Source organism: Microbacterium sp. OVT16B (genome assembly GCF_019969705.1).
Classification (GTDB): domain Bacteria; phylum Actinomycetota; class Actinomycetes; order Actinomycetales; family Microbacteriaceae; genus Microbacterium; species Microbacterium natoriense.
The window spans coordinates 906,022-923,001 of record NZ_JAHXZA010000001.1; the positions used below are offsets into that span (position 1 = coordinate 906,022).

At 70.7% G+C, this 16,980-nt stretch carries 18 protein-coding genes and 1 tRNA gene; 11 read left to right on the plus strand and 8 right to left on the minus strand.

The window, feature by feature from the left end:
* Positions 1-28: 28 nt before the first annotated feature.
* The 3 genes from LC438_RS04120 to LC438_RS04130 are packed head-to-tail and all read right to left on the minus strand — an operon-like array spanning position 29 to position 2,446.
* Positions 29-1,207, minus strand: coding sequence for a hypothetical protein (locus LC438_RS04120; protein WP_223585932.1), 1,179 nt, complete (start codon positions 1,205-1,207; stop codon positions 29-31).
* 49 nt (positions 1,208-1,256) lie between these two features.
* On the minus strand, positions 1,257-1,532 hold the full coding sequence (locus LC438_RS04125; RefSeq protein ID WP_105672807.1) for a DUF4229 domain-containing protein: 276 nt from the start codon (positions 1,530-1,532) through the stop codon (positions 1,257-1,259).
* Positions 1,529-2,446, minus strand: coding sequence for a hypothetical protein (locus LC438_RS04130; protein ID WP_223585933.1), 918 nt, complete (start codon positions 2,444-2,446; stop codon positions 1,529-1,531). Before LC438_RS04130 ends, LC438_RS04125 begins: the two co-directional genes overlap by 4 nt.
* Before the next feature lie 104 nt (positions 2,447-2,550).
* Here LC438_RS04130 and LC438_RS04135 point away from each other — a divergent pair, with 104 nt between their 5' ends.
* The 5 genes from LC438_RS04135 to LC438_RS04155 all read left to right on the plus strand — a co-directional run bounded on the left by LC438_RS04135 (position 2,551) and on the right by LC438_RS04155 (position 8,351).
* Positions 2,551-3,531 (plus strand): glycosyltransferase family 2 protein, encoded by a 981-nt coding sequence (locus LC438_RS04135; RefSeq protein ID WP_223585934.1) that lies wholly within the window; start codon positions 2,551-2,553, stop codon positions 3,529-3,531.
* Positions 3,528-4,877: an alpha-2,8-polysialyltransferase family protein gene (locus tag LC438_RS04140; RefSeq protein WP_223585935.1), complete on the plus strand. Its 1,350-nt coding sequence runs from the start codon at positions 3,528-3,530 to the stop codon at positions 4,875-4,877. Before LC438_RS04135 ends, LC438_RS04140 begins: the two co-directional genes overlap by 4 nt.
* The gene (locus tag LC438_RS04145; protein WP_223585936.1) at positions 4,874-6,022 is read left to right on the plus strand and encodes an acylneuraminate cytidylyltransferase; all 1,149 of its coding nucleotides are present in this window, start codon (positions 4,874-4,876) and stop codon (positions 6,020-6,022) included. The genes LC438_RS04140 and LC438_RS04145 overlap by 4 nt, the downstream gene beginning before the upstream one ends.
* Positions 6,023-6,105: 83 nt before the next feature.
* Entirely contained in the window at positions 6,106-6,978 is an 873-nt protein-coding gene (locus LC438_RS04150; RefSeq protein ID WP_105672803.1) for an N-acetylneuraminate synthase family protein, read from the plus strand.
* Entirely contained in the window at positions 6,975-8,351 is a 1,377-nt protein-coding gene (locus tag LC438_RS04155) for a DUF6716 putative glycosyltransferase (RefSeq protein WP_223585937.1), read from the plus strand. Before LC438_RS04150 ends, LC438_RS04155 begins: the two co-directional genes overlap by 4 nt.
* A gap of 21 nt (positions 8,352-8,372) precedes the next feature.
* On the opposite strand, the gene LC438_RS04160 is transcribed toward LC438_RS04155, so the two are convergent.
* Complete coding sequence (locus LC438_RS04160) at positions 8,373-8,975, minus strand: TetR/AcrR family transcriptional regulator (RefSeq protein WP_105672801.1); 603 nt, start codon at positions 8,973-8,975, stop codon at positions 8,373-8,375.
* 104 nt (positions 8,976-9,079) lie between these two features.
* Here LC438_RS04160 and LC438_RS04165 point away from each other — a divergent pair, with 104 nt between their 5' ends.
* Complete coding sequence (locus LC438_RS04165) at positions 9,080-9,793, plus strand: SDR family oxidoreductase (RefSeq protein ID WP_105672800.1); 714 nt, start codon at positions 9,080-9,082, stop codon at positions 9,791-9,793.
* A 37-nt stretch (positions 9,794-9,830) separates the two neighbouring features.
* A complete protein-coding gene (locus LC438_RS04170; protein ID WP_223585938.1) occupies positions 9,831-10,829 on the plus strand; it encodes an NADP-dependent oxidoreductase in 999 nt (332 codons plus the stop codon).
* Positions 10,830-10,833: 4 nt separating this feature from the next.
* Here the strand turns inward: LC438_RS04170 and LC438_RS04175 are convergent, their stop codons facing one another.
* Entirely contained in the window at positions 10,834-11,883 is a 1,050-nt protein-coding gene (locus tag LC438_RS04175) for a hypothetical protein (RefSeq protein ID WP_223585939.1), read from the minus strand.
* A gap of 118 nt (positions 11,884-12,001) precedes the next feature.
* Positions 12,002-12,355 (minus strand): metalloregulator ArsR/SmtB family transcription factor, encoded by a 354-nt coding sequence (locus tag LC438_RS04180; protein WP_105672797.1) that lies wholly within the window; start codon positions 12,353-12,355, stop codon positions 12,002-12,004.
* Positions 12,356-12,438: 83 nt separating this feature from the next.
* On the opposite strand from LC438_RS04180, the gene LC438_RS04185 reads away from it, so the two are divergent.
* Entirely contained in the window at positions 12,439-13,758 is a 1,320-nt protein-coding gene (locus tag LC438_RS04185; protein WP_223585940.1) for an FAD-dependent oxidoreductase, read from the plus strand.
* A complete protein-coding gene (locus LC438_RS18445) occupies positions 13,755-13,883 on the plus strand; it encodes a hypothetical protein (protein WP_258132452.1) in 129 nt (42 codons plus the stop codon). The genes LC438_RS04185 and LC438_RS18445 overlap by 4 nt, the downstream gene beginning before the upstream one ends.
* A gap of 70 nt (positions 13,884-13,953) precedes the next feature.
* Here LC438_RS18445 and LC438_RS04190 read toward each other — a convergent pair whose 3' ends face one another.
* A complete protein-coding gene (locus tag LC438_RS04190; protein WP_105672796.1) occupies positions 13,954-14,733 on the minus strand; it encodes an ABC transporter permease in 780 nt (259 codons plus the stop codon).
* Positions 14,730-15,764 (minus strand): ATP-binding cassette domain-containing protein, encoded by a 1,035-nt coding sequence (locus LC438_RS04195; protein ID WP_223585941.1) that lies wholly within the window; start codon positions 15,762-15,764, stop codon positions 14,730-14,732. Before LC438_RS04195 ends, LC438_RS04190 begins: the two co-directional genes overlap by 4 nt.
* 61 nt (positions 15,765-15,825) lie before the next feature.
* Here LC438_RS04195 and LC438_RS04200 point away from each other — a divergent pair, with 61 nt between their 5' ends.
* Complete coding sequence (locus LC438_RS04200) at positions 15,826-16,809, plus strand: YafY family protein (RefSeq protein WP_105672794.1); 984 nt, start codon at positions 15,826-15,828, stop codon at positions 16,807-16,809.
* Positions 16,810-16,901: 92 nt separating this feature from the next.
* Positions 16,902-16,977, plus strand: a tRNA-Met gene (locus LC438_RS04205).
* The last annotated feature ends 3 nt before the right edge of the window (positions 16,978-16,980 follow it).

The following is a 16,980-nucleotide window of genomic DNA, read 5'->3' on the forward strand; positions in this document are numbered from 1 at the left end:
GTCTCAGCCACGAGACCGCGCGTCTCGCTCAGGAGACGAGGTTGCCTCCTCCGTCGCTCGGATGCTCGACGGGGAGACGGTAGCCGAACTTCTCGCGGAGCGACGGCGCAGCGGCCCCGAGGCGCATCGCGAGAGCGAAGAGCGCGGCGAGCCCGAGCAGCAAGATGATGGCCGTCACGACGGCAGGAGTGAGGTCCGGAGCGGTGAGGCCCAGCACCCCGGCGCCGAGCAGCACCCACACCGCGGTGGCCGTGCGGAGGTCCGCGGCGAGCGCCGTCGTCGCTGCGGATGCTCGCCCCCGATCGGCGGCCGTCGCGGCCCTGCCGGCGCGAACCCGCTGGAGGACACGACGCAGCTGGTCGATGCGAAGGGCTCCGAGGACGAGAAGCGCGAGCACGCTGAGCGGACCCACAGCGGCTCCGACGACCTGCGCCTGCGCGGAGACTCCCGTCGGCGGACGGAGCGAGAGGACGGCGCAGGCGAGGGCTGCCGGTGTCAGCACCATGAGGAGGGGCGTCGCAGCGCGATCCAGCGCGGAGCGCTCTCGACGCTCCCGGGCGTCGACCCGCTTCTGAACGTCATCGTCGGCCACGAGCACCCTGGCTGGTCCCTGCTCGCCGAGCGCTGCGGTCGGGAGCCGGTCGGCCGCGACGCGGGCCCAGCGGCGGTCGGCGGCGAGCAGGACGAGCACGACAGGGATGCAGAGCGCGCCGACCACCAGCGAGACGGCGGCGATGAGGGGGAGTGCGCCGGCGGCGAGGAGGATGCCGCCCGTGCCGAGGGCGATCACGCCGATGGACGTGGTCGTGGCGACGGCGGCGATCCGCGGAGAGCGCCCGATCGGTCCGCGCACCTCGACGGCATTGCGCAGCTCACGCGGGTCTGCTGTCCGCGCGTACATCCGGACGAGGGCGAGCTGTCGTGTGGTGGACGCGTAGCCCCACGTGATGAGAGACAGAGCGCCGCCCAGAACCGCGGCGAGGAGCGGGCCGCCGAACACCTCGATGAAGTCGGTCGGCGAGTCGGGGAAGACGAGCCTGCCGAGGAGTGCCAGGAGCGGGAGGGTGCACAGGAGCAGGCCGCATCCGACGGCGGCGGCAGCGGAGAGGCCCACAACAGCGTCGCCGATCAGCACGCTCGGGGTGGGTGGCAGCTCGCGGCCCCGTCGGCGTCGTCCGTCTCCGAGAGGTCCGCGGCGTGAGGTCACGAGACCAGGCTCTCATGTGCGGACGCCGCACGAACCACGGGAAGCGGGCTCAGGACTCGGAGTCGAGTGCGTCGTCCTCGGCGTTCGCATCCGACTCGGCGCCGGTGGTGCGGGCCTGACGACGCTCGTGGAGGCGCGTCGAGGCGTCGGAGAGCGGCGTGCGCAGGAACAGCAGCGAGATGCTCACCCCGATGAGGGCGGAGAAGATCGCGGCGAGCCACCAGAACTCCCGGAAGATCGGGAAGAAGAACCAGAGGATCGCGAGCGGGACGAGGAACGCCAGCAGCCGCAGCACGGTGTAGACGATGATCGGTGCGGGCTTCACCCGTCCAGTCTACGTTCGCCGCGGGGGTGCTCGATCCCCAGGCGGGCGAAGGGGATGCCGCGCACCACGCGTCGCCAGGGATGCTCGCCCAGCGACCACAGCATCCGCGCGTCCGGGTCGAGCGCGAGGTCCTGGCATCCCGCGGGCAGGGGCTGGGCGGCGCGGCGGAGTGCTCCGGCCGGTCCCGTCCACAGGGCACCGGGGCGCAGCTGGTCGGACTGCGACGCGAAGTAGGTGGCGCCCCAGCGCACGGCGCCCTGGAGCTGCGGGATGCCGGGGGCGATGAGCCCGTTCTCGACGGCGGCGAAGCCGTCTCCCTCCCGCGCGGGCATGAGGAACTCGCCGATCCGGCCGTCTTCGCCGGTGCGGTACTCGCCGATGAGCACCCTCGGCAGCGGCTCGCCGTCGGCGTCGAACACGCGACCGAGGAACGAGCACCGCAGCGCCACGGGGTGGATCCTCGTGCGCACTGCGACGAGCGCGCTCCGCCGCAGAGAGCCGGTCAGGCGTCGGGCATCGGCGCCGCGCACGGTGCGGAGACGGGCGAGATCGAACTCCCAGATCCCCTGCATGGTGGCCGCGGCGAAGAGGCGGTCGCCGAACCATGCGAGACCGCCGACGTGGATGCGCGCGGGTTCCAGCTCTCCATCCGGACCCTCGATCACGAGGGCGACGTCGCGGTGCCGCGAGCGTTCGAGGTCGATGAAGGAGACACGCGAGGCGAGGTGATGCCTGTCCCTGTCCTGACGGAACCAGCTGACCGCGAGAGTTCGTCGACCGTCCAGGATGCCGAGATCGACGCCCTGCGGATACCACCGGTTCGTCCACGCCCGCGCGGTGAGCCAGCGGAGATCCAACGTCTCGCGCGATCTCCGGCGCAGGGGTCTCCCCGAGGATCCGAGTGGTCGCGGCATCCCCCTATCGTGGGGGATCGACCTGGGAGCGGGCGGGCAGGACACCCCGTGTTCACCTCGACGTCGCCGGGAGGCAACGCTCGCGTGCCAGCATCCGTGGCACCATGCGCGCTCCCCTCGTCACCGTCATCCTCCCCGCCAAGGACGCCGGCCCGTACATCGCGACCACGCTGGAGACCCTCACGCGCCAGTTCGACGACCCCGCCGCGCTCAAGCTGGTCATGATCGACGACGGCTCCCGCGACGACACCGGGCAGCTCATGCGCCGCTACGCCGAGCGCTTCCCGCACTCCGCGGTGCTCACGAACCCGCGGCCGCAGGGTCTCGCGAGCGCGCGGAACCAGGGCCTCGCGCACGTCGAGGGCGAGGCCTTCTGCTTCGTCGACGGAGACGACTGGATGCAGCCCCACCGCCTCTCCGTGCTCGCGGAGCGGCTGAGGGAGCTGGACTGCGACTTCGTCCGCACCGACCACGTCACCGTCACCGGCGCCAAGCGGGCACTGCACCGCGCCCCGCAGCCCTGGCGCGAGCGGGTGCTCTCGCCGCGCGACGCGATCCTCCCGGAGAACGAGCCGACCATGGTCGACTACCCCTTCGCGTGGGCGGGCATGTTCCACCGGCGCGTGCTCGACGCCGGCCTCGCCGCCTTCTCTCCCGGACTCTTCACGGCCGAGGACCGGCCGTGGATCTGGCGCCTGCACCTCGAGGCGGAGTCGTTCGCGGTGGTCGACGCGCCGGCGCTGCTGTACCGCCGCGGGGTCGCGACGTCCCTCACGCAGATCCGCGATCGCCGCCAGCTCGACTTCGTGCGCGCGATGACGGAGGTGCTCGACGTGGTGGCGTCGGATCGGGATGCCGAGCGCTTCCTGCCCAAGGCGACGTGGACCGTGCTGGCGCTGAGCTCGCGGCATCTCGTGCGGTCACGGCGGATGACGAGGTCGCTGCGTGCGGAGATGCGCAGCGGCATCCTCGGTCTGCTGGAACGTCTTCCCGCGGACGACGTGGCGGGAGTGATCGGGCGGCTCGACGGGCCGCGGCGGCGGGTGCTGGCGCCCCTGCTTCGTCGGGTGGGGAGCGACGCATGACGCAGATCTTCGCGCTGCACAGCGCCTACGGGCTCGCCACCGCGGTCGCCGCGATCGACGCCGGACTCCTCGACGCGGATGGCCGGGCCGAACGGGTCCTCGTGCCGTTCACGTCGTCGCGGGTGCCCGAGACGACGGTCGGCATCGCCGCTGACCCCGCGCTGCGCTCGCTGCGGGAGCGGTTCGACCGCGTGGAGGACCTGGACGTGCTGCTCGGGGCCGCTCACCCCAGCGCGTGGAAGCCGAGGGAGGGCGACCTCCCGATGCTGGAGCGGCTCCTGCGGCGCGCCTGGAACCTCGATCCGCGCGGACTCGAGCTGTTCGTGCAGAGCCCACAGGTCGCGCCCGCGCGCACGCTGATGACGCTCTTCCCCGGCGCACGGATCACGATCATCGGCGACGGGCTCATGACCTACTCGCCGATGCGGGTCGCGCTGGGGCACACGGTCTCGGCGCGCATCGAGCGCGTGGTGCACGCCGATGTCCTGCCGGGGGTGCGGCCGCTCGTCGGGGCGCCGCACGCGGAGTCCGTCCCCGTGCCGGCGGCGCGGTTCCGCACGGTCTTCGAGGAGACCGCGGCGGGCGACGCCGCGGGACTCGACGACGGGACGCCGACCGTGCTCGTGCTCGGGCAGTACCTCTCCGCCCTCGGCCTCATGACGGCCGAGGAGGAGGTCGCGCTGCAGGCCGAGCTGATCGATCGTGCAGCGGCCTGGTCGCCCGAGCGGATCGTGTTCAAGCCGCATCCGTCGGCGCCACCCCTGCACACCGACGCGCTGCGGGCCCGCGCGGCATCCCTCGGCATCGCGTTCGCCGAGTACCGGGGGGCGCTCGCGGCCGAGATGCTCGCGGAACGCCTCGACGTCCTCGCCGTCGTGGCCGGGTTCTCCACCGCCCTGCCGACCGTGCGCGCCCTGTTCGACCGGGAGATCGGCGCGGCCGGCACCGACACCGTGCTGGCGAGGCTGACGCCGTTCGAGAACAGCAACCGCATCCCGGCGACCATCGTCGATGCCCTCACCCGGCCCGCATCGGGCTACGCCGATCCCGAGCGGCTGCAGCTGCTCGTCGACGCCGTCGGGTACGCGATGCAGCCGGAGATCGCCGGTCACCTCCGCCTGCGCGCGGAGGAGCTGCTGCGGGGCATGGACGCCGTCGAACGCGACAGGTACTTCTCCGCCCAGCGGCTCACGGAGCTCCGGCTGCCGGGAGCCCCCGACGAGGGGGCGCTGCAGCGGGTGCTGCGACCGGCCGGCGGGGTCGGGCGCATGGAGGAATGGCGGTTGACGGCTCTCGGCGCGAGGCGGAGGGCCGGCAGGGCATGGAAGGCGATACGAGGACGATGACATCGACGGTGGCGATCATCCCCGCGCGGGGCGGATCGAAGCAGGTGCCGCGCAAGAACGTGCAGCGCGTGGGCGGCGTCCCGCTCGTGGCCAGGGCGGTGCACGCCGCGCTCGCGGCCGACGGCATCGACCTCGTCGTGGTGTCGACCGACGACGAGGAGATCGCGGCGATCGGCGCCGCGGCCGGTGCGCGCATCGTCCGCCGCCCCGCCGAGCTCTCCGGCGACACGGCGACCTCCGAGAGCGCGATCCTGCACGCGCTCGACGTGCTCGCGGCGGACGGCATCGACACGGGGGTCGTCGCGTTCCTGCAGGCGACGTCGCCGTTCATCCCCGCCGACGCCCTCTCCGACGCCGTCGCGCAGGTCGTCGGAGGGCGCGCAGACAGCGTGTTCTCGGCCTACGAGACCTACGGCTTCCTCTGGAGGAGGGATGCCGACGGCGCGGCTGTCGCGATCAACCACGACGCCGCGCACCGACCCCGCCGGCAGGATCGGGAGCCGCACCACCTGGAGACCGGGGCGTTCTACGTGTTCTCGGCCGCGGGTTTCCGTGAGAGCCGGCACCGCTTCTTCGGCCGCACCGCGATCGCGGAGGTTCCGGAGTGGACCGCGATCGAGATCGACGACGAGCAGCAGCTCCGCATCGCGCGCTCTCTGGCGGCGCTGCACGAGCAGCGGCATCCGATCCCGGTGAAGGCCGTGGTCACCGACTTCGACGGCGTGCACACCGACGACACCGCGATCATCGACGCCGACGGCGGGGAGCGCGTGCGGGTGAGCCGCGAGGACGGCATGGGCGTCGCTCTGCTGCGGGCCGCAGGGGTGCCGATGCTGATCCTCTCCACCGAGGTGAACCCCGTCGTGCGGGCACGCGCCGAGAAGCTGCGTGTGCCGGTGCTGCACGGCATCGACGACAAGGAGACGGCGCTGCGCGGCTGGGCCGCTGAGCAGGGCCTCGATCTCGCGGACATCGCCTACCTCGGCAACGACGTGAACGACCTCCCCGCACTGCGCATCGTCGGGTGGCCCGTCGCGGTCGCGAACGCCCACCCGCTCGTCATCGAGGCGGCGCGGGTGGTGCTGTCACGCGAGGGCGGACGGGGAGCTGTTCGCGAACTGGTCGAACGCGTGTTGTCCAGCTGACGTGCGCCGGTAACCCGGGTGTTGGGCGCAGTTCACCATCGGCGCGTACCCAGGAGAGAAGGCATTCGCAGACCGGAGGAATCATGACTGTCAGCATCGGATCGCACGTCATCGGAGGCGGTCGTCCCGCCTACGTCATCGCGGAGATCGGCCTGAACCACAACGGCGACGTCGAGATCGCGAAGAAGCTCATCGACGTGGCGGCGCGCGCGGGGGCGGATGCCGTGAAGTTCCAGAAGCGCACGCCCGAGATCTCCACCCCCGAGCACATGCGCGACGTGCCGCGCGAGACGCCATGGGGCACCATGAGCTACCTCGACTACCGCCGCCGGGTCGAGTTCGGCCGCGACGAGTACATCGAGATCGGCGACCACGCCACGATGCTGGGTCTCGACTGGTTCGCCTCGCCGTGGGATGTGCCCAGCGTCGCGTTCCTCGAAGACCTGGGCGTCGTCGCCCACAAGGTCGCCTCGGCCAGCCTCACCGACACCGAGCTGCTGGTCGCGCTGCGCGAGACCGGCAAGCCCGTCATCCTCTCCACCGGCATGTCGACGATCGAGCAGATCGACCGCGCTCTCGACACGCTCGGCACCGACCGTGTCGTGCTCATGCACGCGACCTCGACGTATCCCCTCGAGCCGGAGGAGGCGAACCTGCGGGTGATCTCGACCCTCCGCGACCGCTACGCCGGCGTGCCGGTCGGATACTCGGGCCACGAGCGCGGCCTGCAGATCTCCCTCGCCGCCGTCGCTCTCGGCGCCGTCGCTGTCGAACGCCACATCACGCTGGACCGCACCATGTGGGGCTCCGACCACGCGGCATCCCTCGAACCCACGGGTCTCGAGCACCTGGTGCGCGACATCCGCGTGATCGAGAAGGCCCTCGGCGACGGCGTCAAGCGCGTCTTCGACAGCGAGCGCGCGCCCATGGCGAAGCTGCGTCGCGTTCCGGCATGAGCACCGGGCTGCGGGTCGTCGCGATCGCGGACGCCGACTCGTTCGTGAAGTGGTCGGCGTCGTTGCTCGGCGCCGTCCCCGGCATCCGACCGCATCTGCTGCTGGTGAAGACCCCGCTGACCGCGAGCGCCGCCCAGGAGCGCACGGCGCTCGCGGGCGCAGGGCTCGATCCGAGCGCCGTGTCGCGGGTGATGTTCCGCGAGACGGCGCCGTGGCTCGAGGCGCAGCGCCCCGACGTGGTGCTGCTCGCCGGCCGGGGGCCGTTCGTGCGGCTGATGGGGCGGATGATCGACGGCCTGCGGCACCGCCCCGTGACGGTGGCGGGTCTTCCGGGGATGGCGATCCCCGCGCAGCGCGGAGCCCTGGACTATCGCCGCCACGTCGACCTCCTGGTGGTGCACTCGCATCGGGAGGAGCGGGCGTTCGCCGAGCTGGGCGGCCGCATCGGCGTCGACGTGCCGACCGCGCTCGCGACGCTTCCCTTCGCGAGGACGCGGGCGCGGATGCTGTCGCCCGCCGTCGCGCGCGCCAGGGCGGAGCGCGGGATCATGGTCGACGAGAAGCCGACGTCTTCGGCGCCCGCTCTCGCGAAGGCCGCGGCGACCGACATCGTCTTCGCGGCGCAGGCGCTCGTGCCGGCGGATCGGGAGGAGCGCGCCGAGATCGCCGCGACGCTGGTGCGGGCGGCGAAGGCCGATCCCGGTCGACGCGTGGTCGTGAAGCTGCGGTCGCGGCCGGGCGAGGTGGAGACGCACCTGGAGCGAGACGCGTACACCGAGCTGCTCGGCGAGCGCCGCCCCGACAACCTCGTGTTCTCCTACGACTCCATGGCCGCCGCGCTCTCGACCGCCGCGGGGCTCGTCACGGTGAGCTCCACCGCCGCGATCGAGGCTGTGGCTCAGGGCGTCCCGGTCATCGCGCTCGACAGCTTCGGGGTGAGCAAGTCGCTGCTGAACACCGTGTTCGTCGGCAGCGGGCTGCTCGGCGGGCGCAGCGAGGTCGTCGCAGGGCGGTTCCGGCATCCGCATCCCGACTGGCTGCGCGACAACTACTTCCATCCCGAGATCGAGTCCACGTGGTGGGAGCGGGTCGAGGAGCTCGTCGTGCGGCGTCGAGAGGGCTCGCTTCCCGCGCGACGTGTCCCTGCGGCGCGCGGTGGTGCGCTGCACGAGGCCTGGCACCGGGCGAGCGTGCTGGGCCGCGACGACCGCACTCTCGCTGGACGGGTCGCGCTGGCGGTCGGAGTGCCCGCGACACGAGCGCTCGCCGCGGTGCGCCGACGCCGTCAGCCCGCGGGTCTGGGCACGTGGGGCGAGGCGGGCACCGACTTCACGCTCGAGCCGAACCCGTTCCACGACTCGATCCGTCGGTAGCGGATCGACCTCCGCGACCGGTCAACGGCCGATGACGGCGGCGATCTGTCGTCTGATGTCGTCGGCGAGGTCGTCGATGCTGCGTGTCGCGTTCACCGTGGCGGCCATCGTGAGGAACATGATCGCCGACACGACTCGCGCCTGGGTCGTCGCCCGCGCCTCCGCTTCGACCATGCCCCGGCTGAGGATGCGGGCGACCGCGTCTTCCGTGGATCCCACGATCGAGAGGGCCTCGGCGTGGCGTTCGTCGTCCACGCTTCCGAAGACCATTTCGCGGAGGTAGGTTCGTCCGTTGTCGATCTGGACGCGGTTGCATTCGATGATCGGCCGGAGGAGCGCCATCACCGCATCGAGGGCATCTGTCATCGCCTCGGCGGCGTGCCTGCCCTTCTCGAGCGCCTCGGCGTAGTGCGCGTTCTGCACGAGCAGCAGCAGCTCGCCTTTCGTCTTCGCGTAGAGGAACACGGTGCCGGTGCCGACGTCCGCCTTCTCGGCGATCTGCTGGGTGGTCACATCCTCGACGCCGTACTCGGCGAAGAGCGCAGCGGCGGCCGCCGTGATCCGCTCCAGCTTCTGCTGCTTGTTGCGCTCACGACGCCCTGCGGATGCGAGCTGGGCCGACATGTGATCCTCTCGGAATAGAAACTGAGTGCACTCAGTTATGAGTGGAGTCGCTCACGCGCACTCACCATCATCACCCATTGTCCCCACAGAAGAGAGATCTGCTCATGCCCACACTTAACGGCGCCGTCGTCCTCATCACCGGAGCGAACGGCGGGATCGGCACCCGTTTCGTCGAACAGGCGCTCGCGCGTGGGGCCGCCAAGGTGTACGCCACCGCCCGCACCCCGCGGGAGTGGACGGATCCCCGCGTGGTTCCTCTGGTCCTCGATGTGACCGATCCCGCATCGATCCGTGCGGTCGTCGAGGCGGCACCCGACGTGACCGTGCTCGTCAACAACGCCGGTGCATCCGTGCCCACCGCCGGCATCCTCTCCCATTCCGATGAGGACATCCGCCGCAACGTCGAGACGAACTTCCTCGGCCCGCTCTTCCTCGCACGTGCGTATGCGCCCCTCCTCTCCGGACGGCCCGGTGCTGCGATCATCGACATCCACTCGGCACTCGCGTGGTACGCGGTCGGAGGCATCTACAGCGCCACCAAGGCCGCACTGTGGTCGGCGACCAACTCTCTTCGACTGGAACTCGCTCCGGCCGGTGTCCACGTCGTGGGGGTGCACGTCGGGTACGTCGACACGGCGATGGCCGCTCATGTCTCCGACCCGAAGACGGACCCCGCCGCCCTCGTGGCCGCGGTTCTCGATGCCACCGAGCGCAACGAGTACGAGGTTCTCGCCGATGACACCTCCGTGCAGCTGAAGGCGGGTCTCAGCGCGCCGCTCGAAGCGGTGTACCCGCAGCTTCGCACCACGACGGTCTGACCCGGCGCAGACGGTCACGAGAAGACAGGAGAAGGACATGCGCGCATTCGTCGTCAAGAAGTACAGGCGACCACTGGAGCTTCAGGAGGTCGCCGAGCCGGAGGTCGGTGACACCGACGTGCTGGTGCGGGTCGAAGCGGCGGGCGTCAACCAGCTCGACGAGAAGATCCGCAGTGGAGAGTTCGCGCAGATCCTCCCCTACGCGCTCCCCCTCGTGCTCGGCAACGACGTCGCGGGTACGGTGATCCGCGTCGGACGGCTGGTGCGGGGATTCCGTCCCGGCGATGAGGTGTACGCGCGACCGGACGCGGCGCGGATCGGGACGTTCGCCGAGCGCATCGCGGTCGACGAAGCCGATCTCGCTGCGAAACCGGCGAACATCTCGATGGCCGAAGCGGGGTCGTTGCCCCTCGTCGCTCTCACCGCCTGGCAGGCGCTGGTGGAGAGGGGGCGGCTCGCTCCGGGGCAGAAGGTCCTCATCCACGCCGGCGCCGGCGGAGTGGGGTCCATCGCGATCCAGCTCGCCAGGCACCTCGGCGCGCATGTGGCCACCACGGCGAGCGGCGCCAATGCCGATTTCGTCCGTGACCTCGGCGCCGACGTCGTGATCGACTACCGCCGAGAGGACTTCGCGGAGGTCCTCTCGGGGTACGACCTGGTGCTGGACAGCCTCGGAGGCGAGAACCTCGAGAAGTCGCTGCGTGTGCTGAAGCCGGGCGGGCGGGCGATCGGCATCTCGGGGCCGCCGGATCCGGCCTTCGCCCGAGCTGCGGGGCTCCACCCGCTCCTCGTCCTCGCGATCACCGCTCTCAGCCGCAGGATCCGTCGTCAGGCGAAAAGGCTCGGGGTGGCGTACGAGTTCCTCTTCATGCACGCCGATGGTGAGCAGCTCCGAGAGATCACCGATCTCGTGGAGCGGCGGGTGATCCGCCCCATCGTCGCGCGGACCTATCCGTTCGCTCAGGTGCCGGAGGCTCTCGCCGATGTCGCCGCAGGGGTGAGCCGCGGCAAAGTGGTGATCACGGTGTCGAGCTGACGGCTCACCGCGGGAGCACACCCCCGGCGGGACCGGGCGGCGGCGCATCGGGGTCGACGAGGTAGGGCGCGTACTCGTCGTCCCACCTCTGCAGGGTCTGCACCCACCAGAACACGGCGAAGAGAGACAGCGCGAACGCCTCCCCGATCAGGACGAGAGGGAAGCCGTTCAGGTGATCGCGGATCGCGAAGGCCACGATGAGGAGGATGAGGTCTCCGGCCATGAGGCGGCTGACCCAGCGGTAGAGGGTCCGCTGCCAGGGGGCGGGCGCCGTCTGCTCGTCGCTCTCGTCCTCGCGGGCATGAAGGAGGGGAACGGCCGCGAACGCGCCGAAGAACAGCAGGGTCGCCGCGAAGTGGATGCTGGAGGGGAACGGCCAGAAGTTGAACGGGAACCCATCGCTGAGACCGGGGGCGAACGCGAGGACGAGCATGACGACCGCGGTGGCGGCGGCGACCCATGACACGATCGCCGCCGACCTCCGGCTCCGCGCGGCATCCTCCCGCAGCAGTGTCTCCTCGGCGCGCTCCTCGGGGCTGAGCGCCGGGCGGGTGCTCCGCTCGCGTCGGAGTCGATCGTGTCTGCGGACCAGGGCCATGACGATGATCGTGGTGAACACGACCACCGCGTAGACGGCGATGCCCGCCCGCGCGCCGTCCAGGTACTCCTCCGGCACGCAGTCGCCGCTCTCGGGGCAGATCTGCTCTGGCGTGCGCTGAGACGGAGCGATGCCCGTGGGCACGAGGGCGATCAGCGGAGCGAAGAGCGCCGAGATGTCGAGGAGGGTGACGGCGCGCGAGCGGCCGGAGAGCGCGAGGAGAGCGAGGGATGCCGCGATCAGCGCTCCGACGAACACGGTGCGGACGGGCGTGTAGAAGTAGTGGCTGATCGACGGCAGCATGTTCCAGCCGAACTCCAGCGGCCGCCAGGAGATCACGACCGTCTGGATCAGCACGCTCGCCAGGATCGCGAAGACGACGAAGACCAGGGAGAGCCGCAGGTAGCGGTGGGTCTTCAGCACCGTGGAAGGCGGGCGTACCGGGTTCTCCATCATCGTCGTCCCCTCAGGGCGTCACGGGATGCGGCGGCGCTGCCGGCATCGTCGAACGGCCGCGTATGGAGGGGACGCTACACCCGGACGGGCGGGCGGAACAGGGGCGTCGCGGCGGGAGTCACGCGTCGACGAGCACCGCGGACACCGAGGTCAGAGCATCCGGCACGAGACGGTAGTACGCCCAGGTGCCCCGCTGGGAGCGAGTCAGGAACCCGGCGGTGGTGAGCACCTTGAGGTGATGGGAGACCGTCGGCTGGGACAGGCCGACCGGGTCGATGAGGTCGCAGACGCACGCCTCCTGGTCGGTGCTGGAGGCGACGATCGACAGCAGCCGCAGTCGGGCCGGATCTGCGAGGGCCTTCAGGCGGGCGGCGAGATGCTCCGCGTCATGCTGTCCGAGCGGTTCCTTCACGAGCGGAGCGCAGCAGGTGGTGCCGGCGGAGACATCGGTGACCTCGAGCAGCTGGACCATGTATCGATACTAATCGATATTGACAGTCATCGATAGATACGCCCATACTTGCATCGACATTCATCGATATATGGAGGATCCTGATGGTGACGCTGCTCGATCTCACTCCCCGGACGGTCGCTTCCGACCGGCTCTCGACGTTGCCGGTCGTGGTCATCGGCGCCGGCCCGATCGGCCTCGCGGCCGCGGCGAACCTCGCCGAGCGCGGCATCGACTTCATGATCCTCGAGGCAGGGGAGCGGGTGGCCGCGTCCGTTCAGCGCTGGGGGCACACCCGCCTGTTCTCCCCGTGGCGCCACCTGGTCGATCCCGCGTCGCGGCGACTGCTGGAGGCATCGGGATGGGCGATGCCCACGGAGGGGCGCGCGCCGACCGGGCAGGAGCTCGTCGACGACTACCTGGTACCTCTCGCGGGGCTTCCCGAGATCGGATCGCGGATCCGGTTCGCCTCCCGTGTGATCGCGGTGTCGAGGGAGGGCATGGACCGCACCCGGACGGCCGGGCGCGCGCAGGCCCCGTTCCTGCTGCGCATCCAGCGTGCAGACGGTCAGGTCGAGGAGCAGACGGCGCGGGCGGTGATCGATGCGTCCGGCACCTACTCGACCCCGAACCCCCTCGCCTCCTCCGGCCTCATCCCGCTCGGGTTCGACAGGGTCGCCGACCGGGTGCTGCATGCCCTGCCGGATGTCCTCGGGGCGGATCGGGAGCGGTTCGCCGGTCGGCATACGGTGGTCGTCGGGGCCGGGCATTCGGCGGCGAACACCCTCATCGCCCTCGGCAAGCTGGTTCGCGATGAGCCGGGGACGCAGGTGACGTGGGTGATCCGGAACCCTTCCGCGATCAGGGTGTCGTCCTCGCCGGATGACGAGCTGCCCGATCGTGCGAAGCTCGGCACCCGTACCGACCGACTTGTCGCGTCCGGAGCCGTCGCGGTGGTCGACTCGTTCGAGATCTCCGGTCTCGAACCCTCCGGTGACGGGATCCGAATCGTCGGCACGCGCCGCGGAGAGCCGGGGATGGTGGAGGCGGATCTGGTCGTCAACGCGACCGGGTTCCGTCCCGACCTGGACATGCTCCGCGAGATCCGCCTCGAGCTGGATGACATCGTCGAGGCGCCGAAGCGGCTGGCCCCGCTGATCGATCCGAACGTCCACTCCTGCGGGACGGTCGAACCGCACGGGTTCCGAGAGCTCACGCATCCCGAGCCGGGGTTCTTCGTCGTCGGGATGAAGTCCTACGGGCGGGCGCCGACGTTCCTCCTCGCCACCGGTTACGAGCAGGTCCGCTCCGTCACCGCATGGCTCGACGGAGACCTCCCCTCGGCCGCACAGGTCGCTCTCACGCTGCCGGCGACCGGGGTCTGCTCCACCGGAGACGCGACCGGATCGTCCTGCTGCTCATGACGATCGGCATCCGCCCGATGGGCCAGGGCGACGGAGGACGGATCTCGCGCCTCCTGCGCGGACCGAACGACGGCGCCCGGCGGCATGCGGTGCTCATCGAAGGGCTTTCCGCCTGCAGCGGCTGATCGGCGCGATCGCCGGCGGGTCGGCGGACCAGAGGCCTCCCTCATCAGAGGGAGGCCTCTGACCGATCGATCAGCTGCTGCGGCGGATCGACCGGATGCCGACAGCGAGTCCGACCACCGCGACCGCGGCCGCCGCGACCCAGCCCCACAGCACAGTGATGTCGCCGAGGTCTCCGGCGAACAGCGCGCGCTCGGCCTGCACGACCCAGTTCACGGGGTTCACCGAGGCCACGGCGCGCATCCATGCGGGTCCGTCGTCGAGCGGCAGGAGCATGCCCGACAGGATCAGCAGCGGGAAGATCAGGGCCTGCTGCACACCCCAGAACAGCCACTCTCGATCCTTCGTGGCCAGAGCCAGCGAGTAGGAGAGCGAGCCGAGCCCCACGCCGAACACCGCGAGCAGGGCCAGCCCGATGAGGAGGCCGGGCAGGTCGATCGCGAATCCGAAGGGCCAGGCGATCAGGACGATCACGATCGACTGCACGACGATCGGGGCGACCTCCTTGAGCGCACGGCCGATCAACAGCGACGACCGGGCGAGAGGGGCGACGAGAGTGCGCTCGTGCGAGCCGGTCATCATCTCGTACTGCAGATTCGAGCCGGTCGCGCCGGTGCCGAACAGGACGATCATGACGAGCACGCCAGGCACGAACCACGCCAGCGTCTCGCCGGCAGGTCGACCGGAGCCGCCGATCAGCAGCGGCGCGAACAGCCCGAGGAACACGAGCGGCTGGAGCAGGCTGAAGATCAGCGTGAACGGATCTCGTACGACGGGCCTGAGCTCGCGAGCGAGGACGTTCTTCGTGTCCCTGGCGAGGTTCGGGCGCACGAGGGTCTCGATGGTGGTCATGAGAGGACTCCCGTCCGGGTGGTTTCGCTGGGGGCTTCGGAATCGGATGCCGCGTCTGCGGCCCCCTCGCCTGCGTCCCGCAGGGTGCGGCCGGTCAGGGCGAGGAACACGTCGTCGAGCGTGGGCGGCACGCCGGTCGCTCTGCGCACCTGGATGCCGGCGGCATCCAGCTCGCGGACGATCACGGGGAGCAGGAGGTCCCCGTCCGGAACGGCGAGAGACACGGAGTCCGCGTCGACCGTGACCTCGGCGGGGCTGAGCCGGGAGATCACGGCACGAGCGCTCGCTGCGACCGCGTCATCGGCGAAGCCGAAGGTGAGGACATCCCCGGCCAGCGTCGCCTTGAGCGCGGCGGCGTCGTCGTCGGCGATGATGCGGCCCTTGTCCATCACCATGACGCGCTCGGCGTAGCGATCAGCCTCTTCGAGATAGTGCGTGGTGAGGAACACCGTCGTGCCGTGCTGGGTGCGGAGGTCGAGGATGTGCTCCCAGAGGTTGGCCCTGCTCTGCGGGTCGAGGCCTGTCGACGGCTCGTCGAGGAAGATCAGCGGCGGGGCGTGCATGAGTCCGAGGGCGATGTCGAGGCGGCGCTTCTGCCCGCCGCTGAGCTGCTGCACGGTGCGGGCGGCGAAGGAGCCGAGATCGAGGGAGTCGATGAGCTCGTCGGCCCGGCGCGCGCTGTCGCGCTTCGACATCCCGTAGAACGCTCCCTGACTGAGGAGCTCATCGCGCACCCGCTGCGAGAAGCTCCCGCTCGTGAGCTGGCCGACGTAGCCGATCCGGGCGCGGACGCCGGCGGCATCCGTACGGATGTCGTGGCCGACCACCCGTGCCGTGCCGGATGTCGGCGGGATCAGCGTCGTGAGCATCCGCAGGCTCGTCGACTTCCCGGCTCCGTTCGGTCCGAGGAACGCGACGAGTTCTCCGCGCGCCGCGGTGAAGGAGAGGTCGGTGACCGCGTCGACCGACGTCTTCTTGACGGTGAAGACCTTGGTCAGGCCCTCGGTTTCGATGATGGGTTCAGTTGCCATACCTCGAAGGTAGAAACCAACCAGGACAGATTCTGTCCGCAATATCTGCGAATCTTGAGACATGTCCGATACGACCTCCCGCGCACTCGCCCTGCTCAATCTGCTGCAGACGCACCGGCACTGGCCGGGCACCGAGCTTGCGAGCAGGCTCGGCGTCACCCAGCGCACCGTGCGGCGCGACGTCGACAGGCTGAGGGAGCTCGGCTACCGCGTGGAGTCGACGCCCGGCGCTGCGGGCGGGTACCGGCTGGAGGCGGGGAGCGCCGTGCCACCGCTGCTGCTCACGGATGACGAGGCGGTGACGATGGCGATCGGTCTGCGGGTCGCCGCGACGCAGCAGCTCGTCGGAGGAGCCGAGGTCACTCTCACCGCACTGGCCAAGCTCGAGCAGGTGCTGCCGTCGGCGCTGCGCCGAAGGGTGAACGCGCTCGCCGAGTCCGTGCAGCCTCCGCGCATCGGAGACGCGCCGGTCGTGTCGCCAGAGGTGCTCGGCGAGATCGCGCTCGCCACCAGGGATACAGAGCGGCTCCGGCTGCGGTACATCGACGGGGCCGGCGCCGAGAGCATCCGTCGGGTCGAGCCGCACGCGCTGGCGCCGTCCGGCCGCAAGTGGTTCCTGCTGTGCTGGGATCTCGACCGAGACGACTGGCGCACCTTCCGCGTCGACCGCATCGAGACGGTCGATCACACGCGCGTGCTGTTCGCCAGGAGGCTGATCACCCGCGAGGAGATCGAGGAACGCATCCTCGTGGCATCGTCGTGGTCTCCGCAGAGGGTCGAGGCCGATGCCGTCATGGAACTCCCTCTCGCCGAGATGCAGGAGCGCTTCGGCGTCTGGTCTCAGGGGGCGACGGCGGAGGGCGCCGACCGCACTCGCTGGCCGTTCGGCGGCGGCGACTGGCGCGATGCCATGTACGCGCTGCTGTGGATCCCGGAGGGCGTCGAGTACGCGACCACGTTCCCCGAGCCGGAGCGTGCAGAACTGCGCGAGGCGCTGGAACGGATGCTGCGCGCCCTCGACGCTCCGGTCCCTGGCATCGCCTGACGCCCGTCGCCGTCATCGCCGGACTCATAGCGTTATCCCAGGCAACGAGCCTGGTCATCCGCGGATCCGCCGGGTAGCGTCGAGGTCATCATCGCGGCGATCCGGGCGGTCCCGGGCTCCGGCTCATAACCGGCAGCGTGGCGGGTTCGACTCCCGCCGTCGCGTCCACGT

Coding starts and splice junctions, on each gene's coding strand:
- LC438_RS04140 (WP_223585935.1), top strand. CDS start 3,528: ATGACGCAGATCTTCGCGCTGCACAGCGCCTACGGGCTCGCCACCGCG.
- LC438_RS04200 (WP_105672794.1), top strand. CDS start 15,826: ATGTCCGATACGACCTCCCGCGCACTCGCCCTGCTCAATCTGCTGCAG.
- LC438_RS04135 (WP_223585934.1), top strand. CDS start 2,551: ATGCGCGCTCCCCTCGTCACCGTCATCCTCCCCGCCAAGGACGCCGGC.
- LC438_RS04175 (WP_223585939.1), bottom strand. CDS start 11,883: ATGATGGAGAACCCGGTACGCCCGCCTTCCACGGTGCTGAAGACCCAC.
- LC438_RS04155 (WP_223585937.1), top strand. CDS start 6,975: ATGAGCACCGGGCTGCGGGTCGTCGCGATCGCGGACGCCGACTCGTTC.
- LC438_RS04130 (WP_223585933.1), bottom strand. CDS start 2,446: ATGCCGCGACCACTCGGATCCTCGGGGAGACCCCTGCGCCGGAGATCG.
- LC438_RS18445 (WP_258132452.1), top strand. CDS start 13,755: ATGACGATCGGCATCCGCCCGATGGGCCAGGGCGACGGAGGACGGATC.
- LC438_RS04165 (WP_105672800.1), top strand. CDS start 9,080: ATGCCCACACTTAACGGCGCCGTCGTCCTCATCACCGGAGCGAACGGC.
- LC438_RS04170 (WP_223585938.1), top strand. CDS start 9,831: ATGCGCGCATTCGTCGTCAAGAAGTACAGGCGACCACTGGAGCTTCAG.
- LC438_RS04190 (WP_105672796.1), bottom strand. CDS start 14,733: ATGACCACCATCGAGACCCTCGTGCGCCCGAACCTCGCCAGGGACACG.
- LC438_RS04185 (WP_223585940.1), top strand. CDS start 12,439: ATGGTGACGCTGCTCGATCTCACTCCCCGGACGGTCGCTTCCGACCGG.
- LC438_RS04160 (WP_105672801.1), bottom strand. CDS start 8,975: ATGTCGGCCCAGCTCGCATCCGCAGGGCGTCGTGAGCGCAACAAGCAG.
- LC438_RS04150 (WP_105672803.1), top strand. CDS start 6,106: ATGACTGTCAGCATCGGATCGCACGTCATCGGAGGCGGTCGTCCCGCC.
- LC438_RS04195 (WP_223585941.1), bottom strand. CDS start 15,764: ATGGCAACTGAACCCATCATCGAAACCGAGGGCCTGACCAAGGTCTTC.
- LC438_RS04145 (WP_223585936.1), top strand. CDS start 4,874: ATGACATCGACGGTGGCGATCATCCCCGCGCGGGGCGGATCGAAGCAG.
- LC438_RS04180 (WP_105672797.1), bottom strand. CDS start 12,355: ATGGTCCAGCTGCTCGAGGTCACCGATGTCTCCGCCGGCACCACCTGC.